General features: G+C 41.7%; 18 protein-coding genes. 8 read left to right on the top strand and 10 right to left on the bottom strand.

Annotated features, from left to right (window positions below):
* Positions 1 to 198: 198 nt before the first annotated feature.
* The 3 genes from GD597_RS15210 (at position 199) to GD597_RS15200 (ending at position 3,937) form a co-directional block, all read left to right on the top strand.
* Positions 199 to 1,269, top strand: coding sequence for an NAD(P)/FAD-dependent oxidoreductase (locus tag GD597_RS15210; protein ID WP_171608738.1), 1,071 nt, complete (start codon positions 199 to 201; stop codon positions 1,267 to 1,269).
* 398 nt (positions 1,270 to 1,667) lie between these two features.
* Entirely contained in the window at positions 1,668 to 1,850 is a 183-nt protein-coding gene (locus GD597_RS15205) for a hypothetical protein (RefSeq protein ID WP_171608737.1), read from the top strand.
* A 164-nt stretch (positions 1,851 to 2,014) separates the two neighbouring features.
* Positions 2,015 to 3,937: an SPFH domain-containing protein gene (locus tag GD597_RS15200; protein WP_171608736.1), complete on the top strand. Its 1,923-nt coding sequence runs from the start codon at positions 2,015 to 2,017 to the stop codon at positions 3,935 to 3,937.
* A gap of 125 nt (positions 3,938 to 4,062) precedes the next feature.
* Here GD597_RS15200 and GD597_RS15195 read toward each other — a convergent pair whose 3' ends face one another.
* The 8 genes from GD597_RS15195 to GD597_RS15160 form a co-directional block, all read right to left on the bottom strand.
* The gene (locus GD597_RS15195) at positions 4,063 to 4,356 is read right to left on the bottom strand and encodes a hypothetical protein (protein ID WP_171608735.1); all 294 of its coding nucleotides are present in this window, start codon (positions 4,354 to 4,356) and stop codon (positions 4,063 to 4,065) included.
* A 343-nt stretch (positions 4,357 to 4,699) separates the two neighbouring features.
* Positions 4,700 to 5,719 (bottom strand): aldo/keto reductase, encoded by a 1,020-nt coding sequence (locus GD597_RS15190; protein WP_171608734.1) that lies wholly within the window; start codon positions 5,717 to 5,719, stop codon positions 4,700 to 4,702.
* Between the two features lie 199 nt (positions 5,720 to 5,918).
* A complete protein-coding gene (locus tag GD597_RS15185; protein WP_171608733.1) occupies positions 5,919 to 6,551 on the bottom strand; it encodes a thioredoxin family protein in 633 nt (210 codons plus the stop codon).
* A 48-nt stretch (positions 6,552 to 6,599) separates the two neighbouring features.
* Complete coding sequence (locus GD597_RS15180) at positions 6,600 to 7,337, bottom strand: SDR family oxidoreductase (RefSeq protein ID WP_171608732.1); 738 nt, start codon at positions 7,335 to 7,337, stop codon at positions 6,600 to 6,602.
* Between the two features lie 17 nt (positions 7,338 to 7,354).
* Complete coding sequence (locus tag GD597_RS15175; RefSeq protein ID WP_171608731.1) at positions 7,355 to 8,002, bottom strand: NADPH-dependent F420 reductase; 648 nt, start codon at positions 8,000 to 8,002, stop codon at positions 7,355 to 7,357.
* Between the two features lie 144 nt (positions 8,003 to 8,146).
* Positions 8,147 to 9,067, bottom strand: coding sequence for an NADP-dependent oxidoreductase (locus tag GD597_RS15170; protein ID WP_171608730.1), 921 nt, complete (start codon positions 9,065 to 9,067; stop codon positions 8,147 to 8,149).
* A 109-nt stretch (positions 9,068 to 9,176) separates the two neighbouring features.
* The gene (locus tag GD597_RS15165) at positions 9,177 to 10,058 is read right to left on the bottom strand and encodes an NAD(P)H-binding protein (protein ID WP_171608729.1); all 882 of its coding nucleotides are present in this window, start codon (positions 10,056 to 10,058) and stop codon (positions 9,177 to 9,179) included.
* Between the two features lie 93 nt (positions 10,059 to 10,151).
* Positions 10,152 to 10,574, bottom strand: coding sequence for a MarR family winged helix-turn-helix transcriptional regulator (locus GD597_RS15160; RefSeq protein WP_171608728.1), 423 nt, complete (start codon positions 10,572 to 10,574; stop codon positions 10,152 to 10,154).
* Positions 10,575 to 10,677: 103 nt separating this feature from the next.
* Between GD597_RS15160 and GD597_RS15155 the strand changes: the two genes are divergently transcribed.
* On the top strand, positions 10,678 to 11,121 hold the full coding sequence (locus GD597_RS15155) for a DMT family transporter (RefSeq protein WP_171608727.1): 444 nt from the start codon (positions 10,678 to 10,680) through the stop codon (positions 11,119 to 11,121).
* A gap of 55 nt (positions 11,122 to 11,176) precedes the next feature.
* A complete protein-coding gene (ruvB, locus tag GD597_RS15150) occupies positions 11,177 to 12,211 on the top strand; it encodes a Holliday junction branch migration DNA helicase RuvB (protein WP_171608726.1) in 1,035 nt (344 codons plus the stop codon).
* Between the two features lie 318 nt (positions 12,212 to 12,529).
* Here the strand turns inward: ruvB and atpC are convergent, their stop codons facing one another.
* A complete protein-coding gene (gene atpC / locus GD597_RS15145; protein WP_171608725.1) occupies positions 12,530 to 12,778 on the bottom strand; it encodes an ATP synthase F1 subunit epsilon in 249 nt (82 codons plus the stop codon).
* Between the two features lie 55 nt (positions 12,779 to 12,833).
* Positions 12,834 to 14,336: a F0F1 ATP synthase subunit beta gene (gene atpD, locus GD597_RS15140; RefSeq protein WP_171608724.1), complete on the bottom strand. Its 1,503-nt coding sequence runs from the start codon at positions 14,334 to 14,336 to the stop codon at positions 12,834 to 12,836.
* A 389-nt stretch (positions 14,337 to 14,725) separates the two neighbouring features.
* Between atpD and GD597_RS15135 the strand changes: the two genes are divergently transcribed.
* Genes GD597_RS15135 through GD597_RS15125 form a run of 3 tightly spaced genes read left to right on the top strand, consistent with a single transcriptional unit; the run spans position 14,726 to position 17,213 of the window.
* Positions 14,726 to 15,211, top strand: coding sequence for an RNA polymerase sigma factor (locus GD597_RS15135; RefSeq protein WP_171608723.1), 486 nt, complete (start codon positions 14,726 to 14,728; stop codon positions 15,209 to 15,211).
* Positions 15,212 to 15,253: 42 nt separating this feature from the next.
* Positions 15,254 to 16,312 carry an anti-sigma factor family protein gene (locus GD597_RS15130; protein WP_171608722.1) on the top strand — a complete coding sequence of 353 codons (1,059 nt, stop codon included), beginning with the start codon at positions 15,254 to 15,256 and terminating at the stop codon, positions 16,310 to 16,312.
* A gap of 25 nt (positions 16,313 to 16,337) precedes the next feature.
* Positions 16,338 to 17,213 (top strand): outer membrane beta-barrel protein, encoded by an 876-nt coding sequence (locus GD597_RS15125; RefSeq protein ID WP_171608721.1) that lies wholly within the window; start codon positions 16,338 to 16,340, stop codon positions 17,211 to 17,213.
* Positions 17,214 to 17,479: the final 266 nt, after the last annotated feature.

The raw sequence follows: 17,479 nt of genomic DNA, 5'->3' as shown, positions 1-17,479 counted from the left end.
AGTGTGGGTAATATCCATAGTACCATTTTTTTGGTAGGCACCTACCCAATGTTAGTTGCTATAATTTGCCCGCCAATAATTGCCGAATAAAGTATCCAACCGTACAATAGTGCGACGCAAGTAAAGTTGCCACTGGCGCTACTGCCGGGCCAATAATTAGTTTTTTGTTGCCTCGGCTGGCTGTAGTTTCTTTGCAGCATGCGGGTAGATTATATTATTGTTGGTCAGGGCCTTTGCGGTACATTTTTAAGCTGGAACTTATTAAAAGCCGGCAAATCTGTTCTGGTGATAGATGCGCCACAGCCCTTTACCGCTACCAAGGTGGCCAGTGGTATTATTAATCCCGTTACCGGTCGCCGCATTGTACGTACCTGGATGATTGAAGATTTGTTGCCTTTTGCTATAGACGCTTATACACAATTGGGGCAGCAGATAAACACCACGCTGGTAGAGGAAAGCAGCATATTGGATTTTCACCCAACACCCCAAATGCAACAGGCTTTTGCTGAGCGGCTGCCACAGGAACCCACCTATTTGCACCTGCCCGATAAGGAGGAAGATGCCAGCTGGCAACACTTTTTTAGATACAATTATGGCATTGGCAAAATACAACCTGCATTGATATTGCACCTGCAAGCCATGCTGGCCAATTGGAGATTGTATTTGCAACAACACCAGCTTTTACTGGAAGAAACATTTAACCATGGGGAGCTGGTTTTTAATACCGCAGCAGAAGAAGTGCAGTATAAGGATTTTAGCGCCGCTAAAATAATTTGTTGCGATGGGGTTGCCGGCTTTAACCTGCCCTGGTTTAATAAATTGCCCTATGTACGCACCAAAGGCGAAGCCATTATTGCAGATATACCCGGTTTACCCCGTACCCAATTGTATAAGCAAGGCATCACCATTGTTCCATGGAAGGATGGACTTTTCTGGATAGGATCGAACTATGTATGGGATTATGAAGATGTTTTGCCTACCGTCGCTTTTAGAAAAAAGGTGGAAGAGCAATTAAACTATTGGCTGCGCATACCTTATACCATTACCGATCATTTGGCTGCTGAGCGGCCCGCCAATATTGAGCGCCGGCCTTTTGTGGGACTGCATCCGCACCAGCCATTATTGGGCATTTTAAATGGTATGGGTACCAAGGGTTGTTCGCTGGCACCATTTTTTGCCCATGAACTTACCCAGCACTTATTACACCAGTTGCCTATTAATCCCCTGGCAGATGTACAGCGGTTTAAAAGGGTATTGGCCGATAGATAAGTTGTTTATATACTTACAGGTACACTTATTTGTTTCCGGTTACCACTCATCAAGCATACTTTACCATTGGTGAAACCGCCAGTCCCATTGGTCATGGATTATCTTCGTTAATCCCTGCCGTTGATAGTATCTTTACAATTCCAAAACAAACAGGAGCCAGTCTCCACCAGTTATGAACCACATACTCGAGTTTCTCTTGGCACGTTGCAGGCAAAGAGTTAAACCACCCCGCAGATAAATTTCCGCACTTAAACAGCAGAACTTTTTCCGGTAATTATTTCAGCATTCTTTTTTGCATTTTTCGTTTGGGCATATTGTAAAATTGGCTAATCAGTATATTGTACTGTTGCCTTTACCTTACCAGTATGCCCCTACACCAACTGTAATTAAACAACAACATGAAACCAATATTATTGGTGATTATACTGGCAGCAATAACAATGTATGCGCTGTTGCACCATAACAGCCATGCAGCTGTTATCACCACTGTTTCGCATAAACAACATAAAAAAATACCTGCACCTGCCAGTGGTATGGGTAACAGTATTGCCGAGATGCTAATTCATCCACTTTTATGGTAAACAATTTATACACATTTAACAGCAACATATTATTGGCATTTTGCGGAAGCTGGCGTATTTAGTAGCTTGGCTGATAAAATATACAGCCACTTAAAAGCAACAACTTTCTAATAAAAGCCAATAACAACCAACATTTATTTCAACAACCATTAAACAAAACAACTATGGACATTTCAGGCATTTTATCCTCCTATTGGTGGATTTTTATTGTATTATTATTCTTATTGTTTTACAAGTTTATTCTGCGTGTTTTCTTTGGTATGGTAATAGTACCAGAGAACAGAATTGGATTGGCCACCAAAAAATTCGTGTTATTTGGTGCTAACCGCGAATTACCTGATGGACGTATTATTGCTACTAAGGGTGAAGCGGGTTTTCAAGCTAAAACACTTGCGCCGGGTTTGTACTGGGGTATGTGGCCTTGGCAGTATGGGGTAGACATGATACCCTTTACTGTAATACCCGAAGGCAAGATTGGACTGGTACTTAGTAAGGATGGTGCAGAAATACCTACCGGTAGAATTCTGGCACGTAAGGTTGACAGCGATAATTATCAGGATGCGCAAAAATTCCTGGATAATGGCGGCCAGCGTGGTAGACAAACCGCTTATATTACCGCCGGTTCTTACCGTATCAACAGCTTTTTATTTGATGTAACCATTGCCGACCAAATCATTATTAATGAAAACATGGTGGGTATCATTACATCACTGGATGGTCAGCCCATTCCTCAAGGTAAAATTGCCGGTAATAATGTAGACGGGCACAATAACTTCCAGGATATCGACACTTTTATGAACAATGGCGGTTGCCGTGGTTTACAACCACAGGTTATATTGGCCGGTAGCTATTATATAAACCCATGGGCAGTACAAATTGAAGAAAACCCCATGACCGATGTACCTATTGGCCACGTAGGCGTAGTAATCAGTTATATTGGTGAAGATGGGGTGGACGTAACCGGCGATAGTTTTAAACACGGTAATATTGTAAGTAAAGGTTTCCGTGGTGTATGGATGGAGCCCCTGGGCCCCGGTAAATACCCCATTAATAAATATACCATGAAGGTAGAACTGGTGCCTACCACCAACCTGGTATTAAACTGGGCCAATGCCAGAAGTGAATCGCATAACCTGGATAAAAATCTGTCTACCATTACCGTGCGTTCAAAAGACGGTTTCCCTTTTAACCTGGATGTAGCGCAGATTATACATATACCCGCCAACGAAGCACCAAAAGTGATTGCCCGTTTTGGTAGTATGGGTAACCTGGTATCGCAGGTATTGGAACCTACTATTGGTAACTATTTCCGTAATAGTGCACAGGACAGCGATGTAATTAGTTTCTTAACCACCCGTAAAGAGCGTCAGACTGCTGCTAAAGAGCATATTAAAGCAGTATTGGATGATTATAACGTAAACGCGGTTGACACGCTTATTGGCGACATAGTGCCTCCTGAAGCATTAATGAAAACCTTAACCAACAGGAAGATTGCCCAGGAAGAAGAAAAAACCTACGAAACCCAAAGAATGGCGCAGGAAAAACGCCAGGGTATGGAAAAGGAAACCGCTATTGCCGATATGCAGAAAGAAATAGTAAAAGCACAGCAAAGCGTAGAAATTGCACAACGCACTGCCGATGCTACTGTTAAAAAAGCAGAAGGTGATGCCACCAGTTTAAAACTAAATGTAAACGCCGAAGCAGAAGCCACAAAAATGCGTGCCAGTGCCGAGGCAGAAGCTACCCGTGCAAGGGCCGGTGCACAAGCCGATGCTACAAAACTAAATGCCAGCGCACAAGCTGAACAAATTGCTAAAACCGGTTTGGCCGAAGCAGAGAAAATTATGGCCATTGGTAAGTCTACCGCCGAAGCCTACGAATTGCAGGTACGTGCAATGGGTGGCGATAACTTTACCAAGTTTAAGATTACCGAAGAAATTGGTAAGGGTAATATTAAAATTATACCCGATTTAATTGTAAGCGGTAACAATGGATCTGATGGTTCTTTAAGTGGTCTTATGGGTTTGCAGTTATTGCAAATGTTGCAGGATAAAAAGAATACAGACAGCACGCCCAATGCTAATTAATAAACTATCTGTTAGCAGAAAGAGTCGTTAGTAAATAACGGCTCTTTTTTTATGTTACCAACAGTAGAATAAATATCAGGCTTTACTTGCCACGCTCGGTTCAGGGTTCCTCCTTTGTGGCGGCATTAGCGTTTTGCCAATAAGGCCGTGGCTATCACAGTCCATTCTTCCTGTAAACTAATAGAAGGGAAAGGTTTGCCTGCACGGTTATACCAGTAACGGGCATTGCTGTTATCCCCTTCTTTACGGTGCAGATAAGCATGTACCCATGCCGATGTGGTATCTGTTAACTGGTCTATCAAACTATGTGCAGCCTGCCAATCGCCTTTTGCATCCTGCCAAAGTGCTGCCAGGTGCACTGTTAACCCTGCCGGTTGGGTGGTTTCTTCAGTAGTTTTTATAAAATCTAAAATATTCATAGCCAATATTTTTCACGAAAGTAAAATGATAGCATATATAAGCCACTGCAAATCAGGTTAAAACCCGGTTTTCGCGTGATAAATCACGCAGGGTGTGATTTATCACGCGAAAAAATGCGTGATAAATCACCTTGTACAGGAAAAATGGGATATCTACATTTGTGCTGGTTTTAACCCCAACCCCTGTAGGTCTGCTTAAGTAACGCCGTTACTAACCTTTTGTACACCCGCCCGGGCTTTTTTAAAGTCCGGGTATTTTTTTGCCATTACTATCCTTTCTACAAGTGGGTTAAAACAAAAATGCCCCTGTATCAGGAGCATTTTATTATACGAATTATACAATTTATCTTTTTTCTATTTTGTCATAAAATCCGCCAAAATTATTTAGTCGCACCCCTTCCTCCTTAAAAAAGTCTCCCGGAAAACCCAATGGTATAGCACTTACCTCATCAAGGCGCTGCATATGTTCGGGTGTAAGCGTTACATCAATGGTTTTTAGGTTTTCCTGTAGCTGACTTAACTTGGTGGCACCCACAATAGGTATGCTTTGAAAGGGCTGCTGCATGGTCCATTTTAAAGCTACATGCGAAGCCTGTACACCCAATTCTTCGGCAATGGCAACCACTTCTTTGGTAATAGATTGGCTGCGCTCATTTAAGCGGTTACTGCCTTCTTTAATACGACCAAAATCGCCACGCAGGTATTTGCCTGTTAATGCACCGCCTGCCAGTGGTGCCCATGGGGTAAGTGTCATACCAAAATGTTGGGCCATAGGTATTAATTCTCTTTCGGGTGTGCGTTGTAATAAACTGTATTCTACCTGTAATGCAATAAACTGGCTCCATCCCATTAGTTCGGCCAATGTATTGCCTTTTGCAACTACCCAGGCCGGTGTATCGCTAATGGCAATATAGTTTACCATGCCATTGCGTACCAAATCATCAAGGCCACGCAACACTTCGTCAATGGGTGTAAGGTTATCCCAAATGTGCAGGTATAGTACATCAATAAAATCTGTTTGCAGGCGTTGCAGACTTTGCTCCACACTGCGCATCATATTTTTTCTGTTATTGCCACTGGCATTGGGATTGGTTTTATTATCCAGTAGCGAGTACTTGGTGGCCAGTACAAAATAATCACGGTCACGGGGGTGCATAAATTCACCAATAATTTTTTCACTGGTGCCCAGCTTGTAAATGTTGGCAGTGTCTAAAAAATTACCACCCGCATTGGCATATGCTTCCATTATTTCGAAGCTTTGTTCTTTGGTGGCGCCCCATCCGGCCTCGGTGCCAAAGCCCATGGTGCCTAAGCATAGTTCAGAAACTTTTAATCCCGACCTGCCTAATAATTTATATTTCATAGTTGTGTTTTTATTGTTGCAAACTTACGCTATTAAAAAGATTGCCTTTGTTACTGTATTGTTTGTTGTAAACTGCAATCGGCTGTTTATAGCTGCATGTTTTGTTGCAGTACAAGTGTGCGACGCAAGTATGCCTAATAACAATACTATTGCCGGGTATATAAAAAGAGCATTGAAAAAATCAATGCTCTTTTATTATTTATTCATTTTCAAGTAACAGTTGTAAGAACTCCTGCTGCGTGGTTACCGTTTTATCTTTGGCATACCAGCGATGCATTTCTTCCTTGATACTGTTATTGTCTATGGCATTGGCTTTTAATTGATAAAAAAGCTCCTGCAACGCCTGTGGCCTTGGCCCAAAATGAAACAACTCTTCGTTGTTTTGATTAAGCACAATTACAATAGGAATACTGCGACTTTTGCCATTGGTTAAATATTGGTCCATTAATGGCAGATTATCATCCCGCAGCAAAAACCGTAAACGTATGTTGGGATTTATTGCTGCCATATGATGTAATACCGGAATAATCTGCGCCGCATCGCCACACCAACCTTCTGTAATCACTATCCAGGTTTGCGGCGCAGATATTCTCTTCACATATTCTACTGCTTCCGGTATCAATTCTATGGTTTTGTCTAATCTTTTCATGCGCACCACATTCAGTTTACTGTATTCCACCAAGCTTTCTGATTCGTGCGTGGCAGTTGAACGGCCTACCATAATTAATGCGTCTATTAATCTTCTGTATTCTTCGTAATCGATGCTTTTATTGATATAGGCAACATCAATTCTATTTCTTGTATCTGTTGGGTTTGCAATAATTGTGTTCATATTTATTACTACGTTGTATTACAGAAAAACTTACAAATTGTTTGGTTATTACCAGGGTAATTCAGCGCCCAGGTGAATGTATTTACCAGTGCTGCCTTCTTCGCCGGCAAGGGCCAACGCTACAGATGTTTTAGCACCGTCTGCAATACTCATAGGTGCCGCATTGCTGCCAAGATCAGTTTTTACCCAACCCGGATGCGCTGCATTTACCTGTATATTGGTATTTTTTAGGGCGTGTGCCAGGTGTATGGTATAAGCATTTAATGCAGTTTTAGAGGCATTATAGGCAAATAGTTTTGAATCATAAATGGGCGAACCCGGTGTAGCATGCAAATGCAATGAACCTAAAATGCTGCTAAGGTTTACTATGCGGCCGGCACTGCTTTTTTTAAGTAAGGGCAGCAAGGTATTGGTAAGGCTTACCACACTAAAAAAATTGGTGTCGAAGGTTTCGCGTAGAGCTGGTGCAGAAATATCGGTAGCTGTGTTTTCGCCCCAATTATCGCTTTCTATTTGAATGCCGGCATTGTTTACCAGTATATCCAACCTGCCATAATTGCTGTTGAAAAATTCATATACTGCATCAATATCTGCCTGACTGTTTACATCCAGTTTTATATAGGTTACATCCAATCCCTTTTCTGATAAAGTGGCTACAGCTGCCTTGCCTTTTGCTTCATTTCTTGATGCTGCAAAAACCTTTACGCCTGCCTGTGCCAGTTGCTCTGCAGTGGCTAAACCTATTCCTTTATTGGCACCTGTTACCAGTGCAATTTTTGTTGACATATGTGTTATTTTATTTTTTATTTACGTAATATTTTAAATGCGTGATACCAGTCGTTTTTTACAAATCCATCAATACACCAGAGCATACACAATGGTTCTATGGCCCTTGCAGCGGCAGCTTTGCCCATGTCTGCCGTATCCCATCCAAATGCTGCAAGTATGGTTGTAACGGTTGCTTTTGCAGTATCGCTATTGCCTGCTATAAACATGGTGGGTGTGCCTTCAGTAAAAGCTGGTTTATAAAATGCGGCATTGCCTACGCTGTTAAATGCTTTTACTACCCATGCATCGGGAATATGTTGTTGAATGCGTTCCATCAACGATTCATTGGGGCCTGTAAAGTATTGCAATACGCCATCTACAGGCGGTGCAGCTGCTATGGGATTGGTAGTATCTATTACCACTTTGTTGGCAAAATTTACTGTGCCTGACAATGTAATGGCTTCCAGTGTTACGGCACCGCCTGTTGCCAGTACCAGCACTTCGCCAAAGGCTGCCGTTGTAGCAAAATCGCCAATGGCTATTTGTGGGTTGGCCATATTAAAATCAACCACTTCCTTCTTTGCAATATTGCGGGTGCCCAGCATTACGGTATGGCCTTCGCTGGAAAACGCCTTTGCTAGTGTTTGGCCCACAATTCCGGAGCCAATAATTCCAATTTTCATAAGTAAGTGTTTTTGTTATTTGGTGTTATAAAATTATTAGCCGGGCTAAGGCAGTACTATTGGGCATACTTGCGTCGCACACTTGTACTGCATCAATAGCTAAGCAAAGAATGCGTGAGTTTATTACTGCAATTATGCCTGTGCTTACCCTTCATTTACCAGAACTACTTTACCTCTTGTTCTTCCCTTGTGCACATAAGCCAGTGCTTCTTTGGCTTCTTTTAGGGGAAACCTTTTTTCAATAAATAGTTGTACAATACCCTGCTCCAGTAAGGCAACAATTTGCGACAGTTGTACAGGATTTGAATGGAAAAGAAACCTTACTGCACTGATATTAAAATCTTTTAGTAATTCTTCTCTTGGTGGTGCGGTAATAGACACATATTTGCCTCCCTGTTTTAAGGCTTTAAAAGATTCCAGCTGAACTTCAGGAGTGGCAATACTGTCTAACACAGCATCAACATTTTTTACTTTTTGTGAAAGCGGGTACAGTGTGTAATCTATTACTTCATCTGCACCAAGTGCCAGTAAAAAAGCACTATTGCGGGACGATGCTGTTGCAATTACATGGGCACCTTTCCATTTGGCAAATTGTAGTGCAAATAAGCCAACACCACCTGCGGCTGCATGTATTACAATTCTTTGACCAGGTTGTATATCCGCATGATCAAACAGCGCTTGCCAGGCGGTTAGTGCCGCCAACGGAATAGCCGCCGCATCTGTTAATGATATATTGTTTGGCTTACGGGTAATGTACTTTTCCCTGGTGGCAACATATTCTGCAAAAGCACTTTGTTTGCTCCAGTCTAACGAGCCAATAATTTCATCTCCAACGGTGTAGGTGGCAACGGCTTTTCCAACGGCTTCTATGGTGCCGGCAATATCACTGCCCAATATTAATGGGGTAGGGAAGTACCCGTTTAGGGCAGCTTTCCAGTCGACCGGGTTAACGCCGGCCGACTGGATTTTTACCAATATTTCATGATCGCCAATAATGGGTTTTTCTATTTCTGAAACTACTACATTATCAAACGAACCTTTTTCAGTTAAAACAATTGCTTTCATTGTGTTGCTGCTTATTGTTGTTTTTGCTGCATTTATTTGGTGCAGTACAAGTGTGCGACGCAAGGATGCTGCATGACTGTACTACAGCCGGGCATATAATATTGTTTTGCTATGCATGAAATGCGGCGGCAAAAGCAGGTGCAAAGTCCTCGAGTTTGGTGCTGGTTAATGCATTGCGGTTTTGTAGAAAATCTTCGCTCATAGCGCCTGAACGCATGGCAGTACCCATTTCGGTATAGTTACTGGCTACTTCGTGAGAAAGTCCTGCACCAATGGCACCTTGCAGTGATTGTTCATCTGAGAAAACAACCCATGGTAAATCGGGCTGGCCAATAGCTGTACCCAATACAGAGGCAATTTCGTTGCCGGTTCTTTCATCGCCAACAATATAATTTACACTATGTCCGGTAAAGGAAAGGGAAAGTAATTCTTCGGCTGCAACAGCGGCAATATCTGTAGGATGTACTAGCGCAATGGGTTGCTCGCCAAAATTACTGCCGATAACATTGAGGTGTTTTATTAAACCAATATTGGCAAAAAGATTGGTAAAAAAATAAGCAGGGCGCAGGTGCCTGATGGCCACATCTGTAAGGGTGTTTAGCGACTGCTCAGCACGATATAAACCTGTTACCGGGCCACAGCCTTCGGGTAAGTGGGCACCTATGCTACTTAGGTTAACCACTTTTTTTACCCCTGATGCGGCTATAGCTGCTGTATAATTGGCACCGATACCGCCTATATAGGCTTTCCAGTCTGCAGCATCCCATTTTGGCGGAATCATGGTGTACACTGCATCTGCACCGCTAAAAGTGGCAGTTAAAAAATCTACATCTTCCACTGAACCTACAGCAGCTGTAGCGCCCAATGCTTCAATGGCAGCAGCATTAGCTGATTTTGACGTTACGATAGTAACCTGGTGACCTGCATTGATAAGGGCTAGTGAAAGTGGTTTGCTAATGTTGCCCAAAGAACCTGTGATGACGAATTTCATTGTGTTTAATTTATATGTGGAAAATTGTTTTTAACTATTGCTCTTTTAGAGGAATTATATTTGTATATACAAATGTTGTGTTAAAAAAATATATTATAGTTTATCTGCCAGTTTGTTAATGCTTTCTACCAGCTTATAACTTTCTTCCCTGCCCAATATGCCGGCATAGTTTTCGTAAAATCTGGCTGAGCATTCTTTCATTTTTGGTTGCAGCTCTTTTGCTTTTGGTGTTGGGTACACATTGGTAAGTTTACCATCTGTGGTACGTACCACTAATTTTTTTTCTTCCAGTTTTTCAATAAGCCGGGTAATGGTGCTGGGTGTAAGTTGTAGCTCATCTGCCAGTCCGCCTGGCTGTATACCCGGTTCACTAATAACGGCCATCAGTAAATAAGCGTGGCTGGGCGATAAATCAATCATCTTCCAGCTGTCAACTGCGAGTTTTTCTATTTTTCGGGCCAGAGCATTGGCTGAAAAATACATACACTTACAATATCTGCTTTCTGAGGTTTTCATTAATAGCACCAGGTGCTTTTGTTTTTTTGAGATGTCAAAGATAGAATGTTTTTATTTGTATATACAAATATTTTTATTTTTTTAACTTTCCAAAAAATAAGGCATGAAATACATATTGATGGTGCTTACCTTTTTTGTGGGTACAATTATACCTGTACAGGCAGTATTAAATACCCGGCTGGGCAGGCAGGTAGGCGGGCCGCTTATGGGTTCGCTAATGAGTTTTGGTGTTGGCATGATATGCCTTACCCTGCTAAATCTGGGCACCAATAGTACAGCTTTAATGCAGTTAAAGCCTACTGCCACCGGCCCATGGTATTTATGGATGGGAGGTGTAATTGGGGCTATTTTCGTGGGCTTTATTACCTGGGTTAATCAGGAACAAGGCGTGGCGCTTACCTTTGCGCTGGTGGTAAGCGGACAAATATTTATTTCCTTACTTATAGATCATTACGGTTTATTTGGCTCGGCGGTAAAAACAATTACCCTCGAAAAATTGGCCGGTGCTGCATTGATTGTAGCTGGAATTATATTAATTAAAAAGTAATCAGTGTCATTGCTGCTATATCTTTAGCTAATAAAGCGCAGAATTGTAATCTATCATGAGTAATCCCAATTTACATACCGAGAAATCTGAACTCACTTCTGCCGAAAAGGAATTTGAGAATGCCATCCGTCCACAGGAGCTGGATGATTTTTCAGGCCAGCCGCAGCTGGTAGAAAACCTGCTCATATTTATTAAGGCGGCTAAAATTCGTGGTGAAGCACTGGATCATGTGTTGTTTCATGGTCCGCCGGGTTTGGGTAAAACTACTTTATCCCGTATTGTGGCTAATGAACTGGGGGTAACAATAAAAGAAACCAGTGGTCCGGTAATTGAAAAACCGGGCGACCTGGCAGGTTTACTTACAAATCTGCAGCCCAACGATGTTTTGTTTATTGATGAAATTCACCGGCTTAGCACCGTTGTGGAAGAATATCTGTATGCGGCCATGGAAGATTACCGTATAGATATCATGATTGATAGCGGCCCCAATGCCCGCAGTATACAAATAAATTTAAATCCCTTTACGCTAATTGGCGCTACTACACGCAGTGGTTTATTAACTGCACCCTTATTATCCCGTTTTGGTATTAAATCAAGGTTGGAATATTATACAGCCGATGTACTTAAAAAAATTATCCAGCGTAGTGCAGCCATTTTTCAAACACCTATTAGCTCTGATGCGGCTGGTGAAATTGCCCGCCGCAGCCGTGGTACACCACGTATTGCCAATGGACTGTTACGCAGGGTACGGGATTTTGCTCAAGTACTTAATGACGGCCAAATTGACCTTGGCATTACCCAACATGCCCTGCGTGCTTTAAATGTGGATGAGCATGGTTTGGATGAAATGGATAACCGCATTCTTTCTGCCATTATAGAGAAATTTAAGGGCGGGCCGGTGGGTTTAACCACCATTGCCACCGCTGTTGGCGAAGAACCTGGCACATTGGAAGAAGTATATGAGCCATTTTTAATACAGGAAGGCTTTTTGCAAAGAACCCCCCGTGGCCGCGAAGCCACCATTAAGGCTTATGAACATTTAGGCAAAAAGCCGGGTAATAATTTGGCTGCAGGCACTTTGTTTAGTTAGTTGTGGGTAGCCGGCTGTAGAATAAGCATGATGCATCCGTTGTGTCACTCACTTGTACGTTTATACCCACAGGCAGCAGTTTTTTTTTGGGTATTGATTATTTCAAATACAGGTGCCAATCCATTTGTAAAGCCATAAACAGTGGGTAAAATCTTTGTTGCCCCATTTGCTGCCGTACAAGAGTGCGACGCAAGTAAAGCCTGGTTTGCAGGCCATTAGCCTGGCTCATAAAAAAGTTACATTTATAAAAGTCCACACATAACTACATAAAAAAAGCAGGTGTACAACACCTGCTTTTGAACGATATTATAAAGATAGCTATATAGTAGCACCTTCTACCAGTACAGTGGCTTTATTGTTTAAAATTTCAACAAACCCAGCCTGTATAGTATAATTTTCAACTGTGCTTTTATCAACCAGAATTTTAAGATTGCCTTTTGTAAGTGCAGTTACCATTGGCGCATGTTTATCAAGCACTTCAAATAAACCGGTAATACCGGGTAATTGAACGCCATAAACATTGCCGCTGTATACTTTTTTTTCTGGTGTTAATATTTCTAAAGTCATTTATATATACATTTTCAGGTGGATGAAAAGAAATTTGTTTAGCTGCAAAGGGGTACTAACCATTTGCCTGAGCCAGCAATTTCTTACCTTTTTCAATTGCGTCATCAATAGTACCTACCAGGTTAAAAGCAGCTTCAGGATATTGATCTACTTCGCCATCCATAATCATGTTAAAGCCTTTGATGGTATCGCTGATATCAACAAAAACACCTTTTAAACCGGTAAACTGCTCAGCCACAAAGAATGGCTGGCTTAGGAAACGCTGAACACGGCGTGCCCTTGATACAGTTAATTTATCTTCATCGCTCAACTCGTCCATACCAAGAATGGCGATGATATCCTGCAATTCTTTATAGCGCTGTAAAATTAACTTAACACGGTTAGCACAATCGTAATGCTCGTCGCCTACAATCAATGGAGACAAAATACGACTGGTAGAATCCAATGGGTCAACCGCAGGATAAATACCTAAGTCGGATATTTTACGGCTTAATACCGTAGTAGCATCCAGGTGAGCAAATGTGGTGGCAGGAGCAGGGTCAGTCAAGTCATCCGCAGGTACATATACCGCTTGTACAGAGGTAATTGAACCATTTTTAGTTGAAGTGATACGCTCTTGCATTAAACCCATTTCTGTAGCCAGGGTAGGTTGGTAACCCACCGCTGAAGGCATACGACCTAACAGGGCAGATACCTCAGAACCAGCTTGAGTGAAACGGAAGATATTATCTACGAAGAACAAAATGTCTTTTCCTTTACCGGTACCATCACCATCGCGGAAGTATTCTGCAATAGTTAAACCAGATAACGCCACACGTGCACGGGCTCCGGGAGGTTCGTTCATTTGACCAAATACGAAAGTAGCTTTAGAATCTTTTAAACCTTCCAAGTCTACTTTACTCAAATCCCAACCGCCTTCTTCCATGCTATGTTTAAAGTTGTCACCATAGTTCATGATACCAGCTTCAATCATTTCACGCAACAGATCGTTTCCCTCACGGGTACGTTCACCCACACCGGCAAATACGGATAAACCACCATAACCTTTGGCGATATTGTTAATCAATTCCTGAATCAATACGGTTTTACCCACACCAGCACCACCAAACAAACCAATTTTACCACCTTTTGCGTATGGCTCAATCAGGTCAATTACTTTAATACCGGTAAATAAGATTTCTGTAGATGTACTCAGGTTCTCAAATAAAGGAGGCATGGCGTGAATAGGACGGCCATTTTCTTTGCTTACCTGAGGTAAACCATCGATTGCATCTCCGGTTACATTAAATAAGCGACCATAAATAGCATCTCCGGTAGGCATTGCAATTGCTTTGCCGGTATCTGTTACATCCATGCCACGTACAAGACCTTCTGTACCGTCCATGGCGATGGTACGAACGCTATCCTCACCGAGGTGTTGCTGTACTTCCAGAACCAATTTATCACCGTTATCTCTCCTCAGTTCCAATGCGTTATAAATCTCCGGGAGGTTGCCTTCATGGAATTGCACGTCAACCACCGCGCCGATAATTTGTTTGATTTTACCTTTTGAGGCCATATATAGAAAGGTTTTAAAATTTGGCGCAAAGGTAAGGGTTTAGGTATTTCAAAGTTTGCAATTGCTGGTTTAGTTATTTTTTTTTTAAGTAATGCCAGTATTGCCGTTAAAGAATGATGATTTTGGGGCTAAAAAGGCAAAAACAGACCAGATTTGTAGTTTATTGCCCCTTTTTTAATAGCTATAGCATTGCCTTGCCGACCATTGCCCCATAAGTACAAGAGTGCGACGCAAGCGGCGATGCTATGAAATGATATTGCAGGGCTAATAAAAGAGGTATAAAAATGAATAAGGCCAATTGTAGAAATATTTTGCCTACCCTGTAACTTTAAAAATGCTGCAACGTATAACAGGTGTACTTTCAATGCACAGACCAAGAAATACAGCTTATGACGGAAAGGGAATATAACCAATGTGTGAATCAATACGCTGACAACGTGTTTCGCTTCATCGTAAAGAATTTACGGCATGAGGATGATGCGAAGGATATTGTTCAAACAGCGTTTGAAAAACTCTGGCGCAACCGGGATATGGTGGAATATGCAAAATGCAAATCTTACCTGTTTACGGTGGCCTATAACCAGATGATAGATCATTTGAGAAAAAGCAAGAGGGTGCAATTAACGGATGAATTAAAGGAAGATGGGAGAAGCACCCGTCAACCGGTAACCAACCTAAGGCAATCGCTGCAGGAAGCACTAAACAGATTAAATGAGGTGCAGAAGAGCCTGGTAATGTTAAAAGACTATGAAGGATATAGTTATGAAGAAATTGGACAAATTACCGGCTTAAATGCGGCACAGGTGAAAGTATATCTGCACAGGGCCAGACTAACCTTGCGCAATTACCTGGTTAGTCCGGAAAACGTGATGTAGCCAAACAGGCATTTAGTAACAGCCATTTTTAATTAGAACACAATGATTAACCGACATAATTACGAAGAATATTTTTTACTGTATGCAGATGCAGAGCTTACGCCCGACCAGCGCAAGGCAGTAGAATTATTTGTGCAGGATAACCCTGATTTGAAACAGGAACTGGAGATTTTACAACAAACCGTGCTGAGCATAGATAATGAAGCCATGTTAATGGATAAATCTGGTTTATATAAAACCGGTGAAACAATTACAATGGACAACTACGAATCGTATTTTTTACTTTATATAGATAATGAACTGGATGCCAAATCAAAAGCGGAAGTAGAAACATTTGTATTACAGCATCCGGCATTACAGGTAAATTTTACTTTACTTAGGGAATTGGTTTTGCCGGCAGAAATTATTGAATTTACCGGCAAAGACAGCCTTTACAAAAAGGAAGAAAGAAGGGTTATACCTATTGGTTGGATGAGGTTGGCGGTAGCAGCTGCCATTGCAGGCCTTGCAATTGTGATATGGTGGATGGTTCCCGGAACCACCGATATTGCACCAGCAAATGTAGTAGCTCTTACTCCGGCAAATAACTTAAAACAGCAGCAGCCGGTGGCCAGTACAAAATCTCCCGCAATAACTGCACCTGTGGAGGTGCCAAAAACAGCTGTTGCCAATATTATTACAAAGCCCGTTGAGCAACGCAAACAGCCCATACCCATACAGACAAATAATGATAAAACTGTTGCCCAAACCAATAATGACAACAACCTTTTACCACAAACCAACAACGGGGTTAAAGAAGTTAATGTAGAAACATATATACCCACCATTGCTAAGGAAGAAACAAATGTATTGCCGGTACCGGCAAATACACAGGAACAGGTTTTGGCAGCTGTAACACAGCCTGCGGCTTACCGGGAACTAAATACCAACGACGATAATGATGCATCTTTATACGTAGGAAACCTAAACATTAATAAAAACAAATTACGCGGCGTAATAAAAAAAGTAGGCGGCATTTTTGCAGGCAAAAACAAATCTGCTGTAGCCGCCAACGAACAAGGCAAACTGCAGGTTGCCAACTTTGAAATAAACAAAAATTAGTACAACAATTTACAATCAAACAAATATGAAACGGATTTTTTACACAGCAGCAATCCTGTTGTTTACGGCCAATGCTTTTGCCCAAACAGATACTACCATTTTAAATAATGGGCCCGATACCATTAAAGTAGGCAATTTTATTATTGTTAAAAAAGACAGGCAGGGAACAGATACGGGCAGCAACGGGAAAAAGAATGTATACATTGATATTAATGTAGGATCGCTTAATGTAACCAATAATAAAGAACGTAAAAGATCGAATGTAAGTACCAACTGGCTTATATTCGACCTGGGATTTGCGAACCTGCGTGATAAAACAGTATATGGCTCAGCTGAAGCAAATAGTTATTTAAATGCCGGAGCCGGCGCACCTTTTACCAAAAGCGATTTGTCAATAAGAACCGGCAAATCAACCAATGCCAATTTGTGGTTATTTATGCAAAAAGTAAACATCTCCAAACATGTGCTTAACCTTAAATATGGTCTTGGCATGGAAATGTACAATTATCGTTACGAGAATAATATCAGCTATGTTAAAAGCCCTGCATCTATAATAAGAGATGATGTTGATTTTTCTAAAAACAAATTATATGTTGGCTATGCAACCGTGCCATTAATGCTTAATATTGATGCAACCCCGTCTAAAAGAAAAGGCTTCAGCATTAGTGCCGGTGTTAGTGCGGGATATAAAGTAGGTAGCCGTAATAAACAAATAAGCAGCGAAAGAGGCAAGGATAAAACCAAGGGTGATTTTGATTTAGAACCATTTCGCCTTGCCGCTGTTACCGAATTGGGGCTTGGACCAATAAGGGTATATGGCAGTTATAGTTTAAACAGGTTACACCAAACCGGTTTAGAGCAATATCCCTATGCTGTGGGTATACGCTTTAGCAACTGGTAATATAGTTGATTAGTCAACCTGGAATATTTCTCGTTTGTGCATTACGGGCTGTGGTTCTCCGCGGCCCTTTTGCATTTTTATGGGCCAGGCAAATGAATGTATATGAGGCTTTACTTGCGTCGCACACTTGTACTGCTGTATTTAAACCGGGCTGTAGGTATTAACCCAAATGCCTGTTTAAAGTATGATACAATCAATAAAAGTGTTGTTACTAATGTTGCCTATTGTTATAAACGTACAAGTGAGTGACACAACAGCAGCTGCAC

Source organism: Limnovirga soli (assembly GCF_013106755.1).
Classification (GTDB): Bacteria; Bacteroidota; Bacteroidia; order Chitinophagales; family Chitinophagaceae; genus Limnovirga; species Limnovirga soli.
This window is presented reverse-complemented; position numbering and strand designations above follow the sequence as displayed.

Bases quoted from the DNA above. Each gene is read 5' to 3' on its own strand.
- GD597_RS15160 (WP_171608728.1), bottom strand. From the start codon at position 10,574: ATGAAAACCTCAGAAAGCAGATATTGTAAGTGTATGTATTTTTCAGCC.
- GD597_RS15185 (WP_171608733.1), bottom strand. From the start codon at position 6,551: ATGAACACAATTATTGCAAACCCAACAGATACAAGAAATAGAATTGAT.
- GD597_RS15205 (WP_171608737.1), top strand. From the start codon at position 1,668: ATGAAACCAATATTATTGGTGATTATACTGGCAGCAATAACAATGTAT.
- GD597_RS15210 (WP_171608738.1), top strand. From the start codon at position 199: ATGCGGGTAGATTATATTATTGTTGGTCAGGGCCTTTGCGGTACATTT.
- GD597_RS15130 (WP_171608722.1), top strand. From the start codon at position 15,254: ATGATTAACCGACATAATTACGAAGAATATTTTTTACTGTATGCAGAT.
- GD597_RS15195 (WP_171608735.1), bottom strand. From the start codon at position 4,356: ATGAATATTTTAGATTTTATAAAAACTACTGAAGAAACCACCCAACCG.
- GD597_RS15175 (WP_171608731.1), bottom strand. From the start codon at position 8,002: ATGAAAATTGGAATTATTGGCTCCGGAATTGTGGGCCAAACACTAGCA.
- GD597_RS15180 (WP_171608732.1), bottom strand. From the start codon at position 7,337: ATGTCAACAAAAATTGCACTGGTAACAGGTGCCAATAAAGGAATAGGT.
- GD597_RS15125 (WP_171608721.1), top strand. From the start codon at position 16,338: ATGAAACGGATTTTTTACACAGCAGCAATCCTGTTGTTTACGGCCAAT.
- GD597_RS15200 (WP_171608736.1), top strand. From the start codon at position 2,015: ATGGACATTTCAGGCATTTTATCCTCCTATTGGTGGATTTTTATTGTA.
- atpC (WP_171608725.1), bottom strand. From the start codon at position 12,778: ATGACTTTAGAAATATTAACACCAGAAAAAAAAGTATACAGCGGCAAT.
- atpD (WP_171608724.1), bottom strand. From the start codon at position 14,336: ATGGCCTCAAAAGGTAAAATCAAACAAATTATCGGCGCGGTGGTTGAC.
- ruvB (WP_171608726.1), top strand. From the start codon at position 11,177: ATGAGTAATCCCAATTTACATACCGAGAAATCTGAACTCACTTCTGCC.
- GD597_RS15135 (WP_171608723.1), top strand. From the start codon at position 14,726: ATGACGGAAAGGGAATATAACCAATGTGTGAATCAATACGCTGACAAC.
- GD597_RS15165 (WP_171608729.1), bottom strand. From the start codon at position 10,058: ATGAAATTCGTCATCACAGGTTCTTTGGGCAACATTAGCAAACCACTT.
- GD597_RS15170 (WP_171608730.1), bottom strand. From the start codon at position 9,067: ATGAAAGCAATTGTTTTAACTGAAAAAGGTTCGTTTGATAATGTAGTA.
- GD597_RS15190 (WP_171608734.1), bottom strand. From the start codon at position 5,719: ATGAAATATAAATTATTAGGCAGGTCGGGATTAAAAGTTTCTGAACTA.
- GD597_RS15155 (WP_171608727.1), top strand. From the start codon at position 10,678: ATGAAATACATATTGATGGTGCTTACCTTTTTTGTGGGTACAATTATA.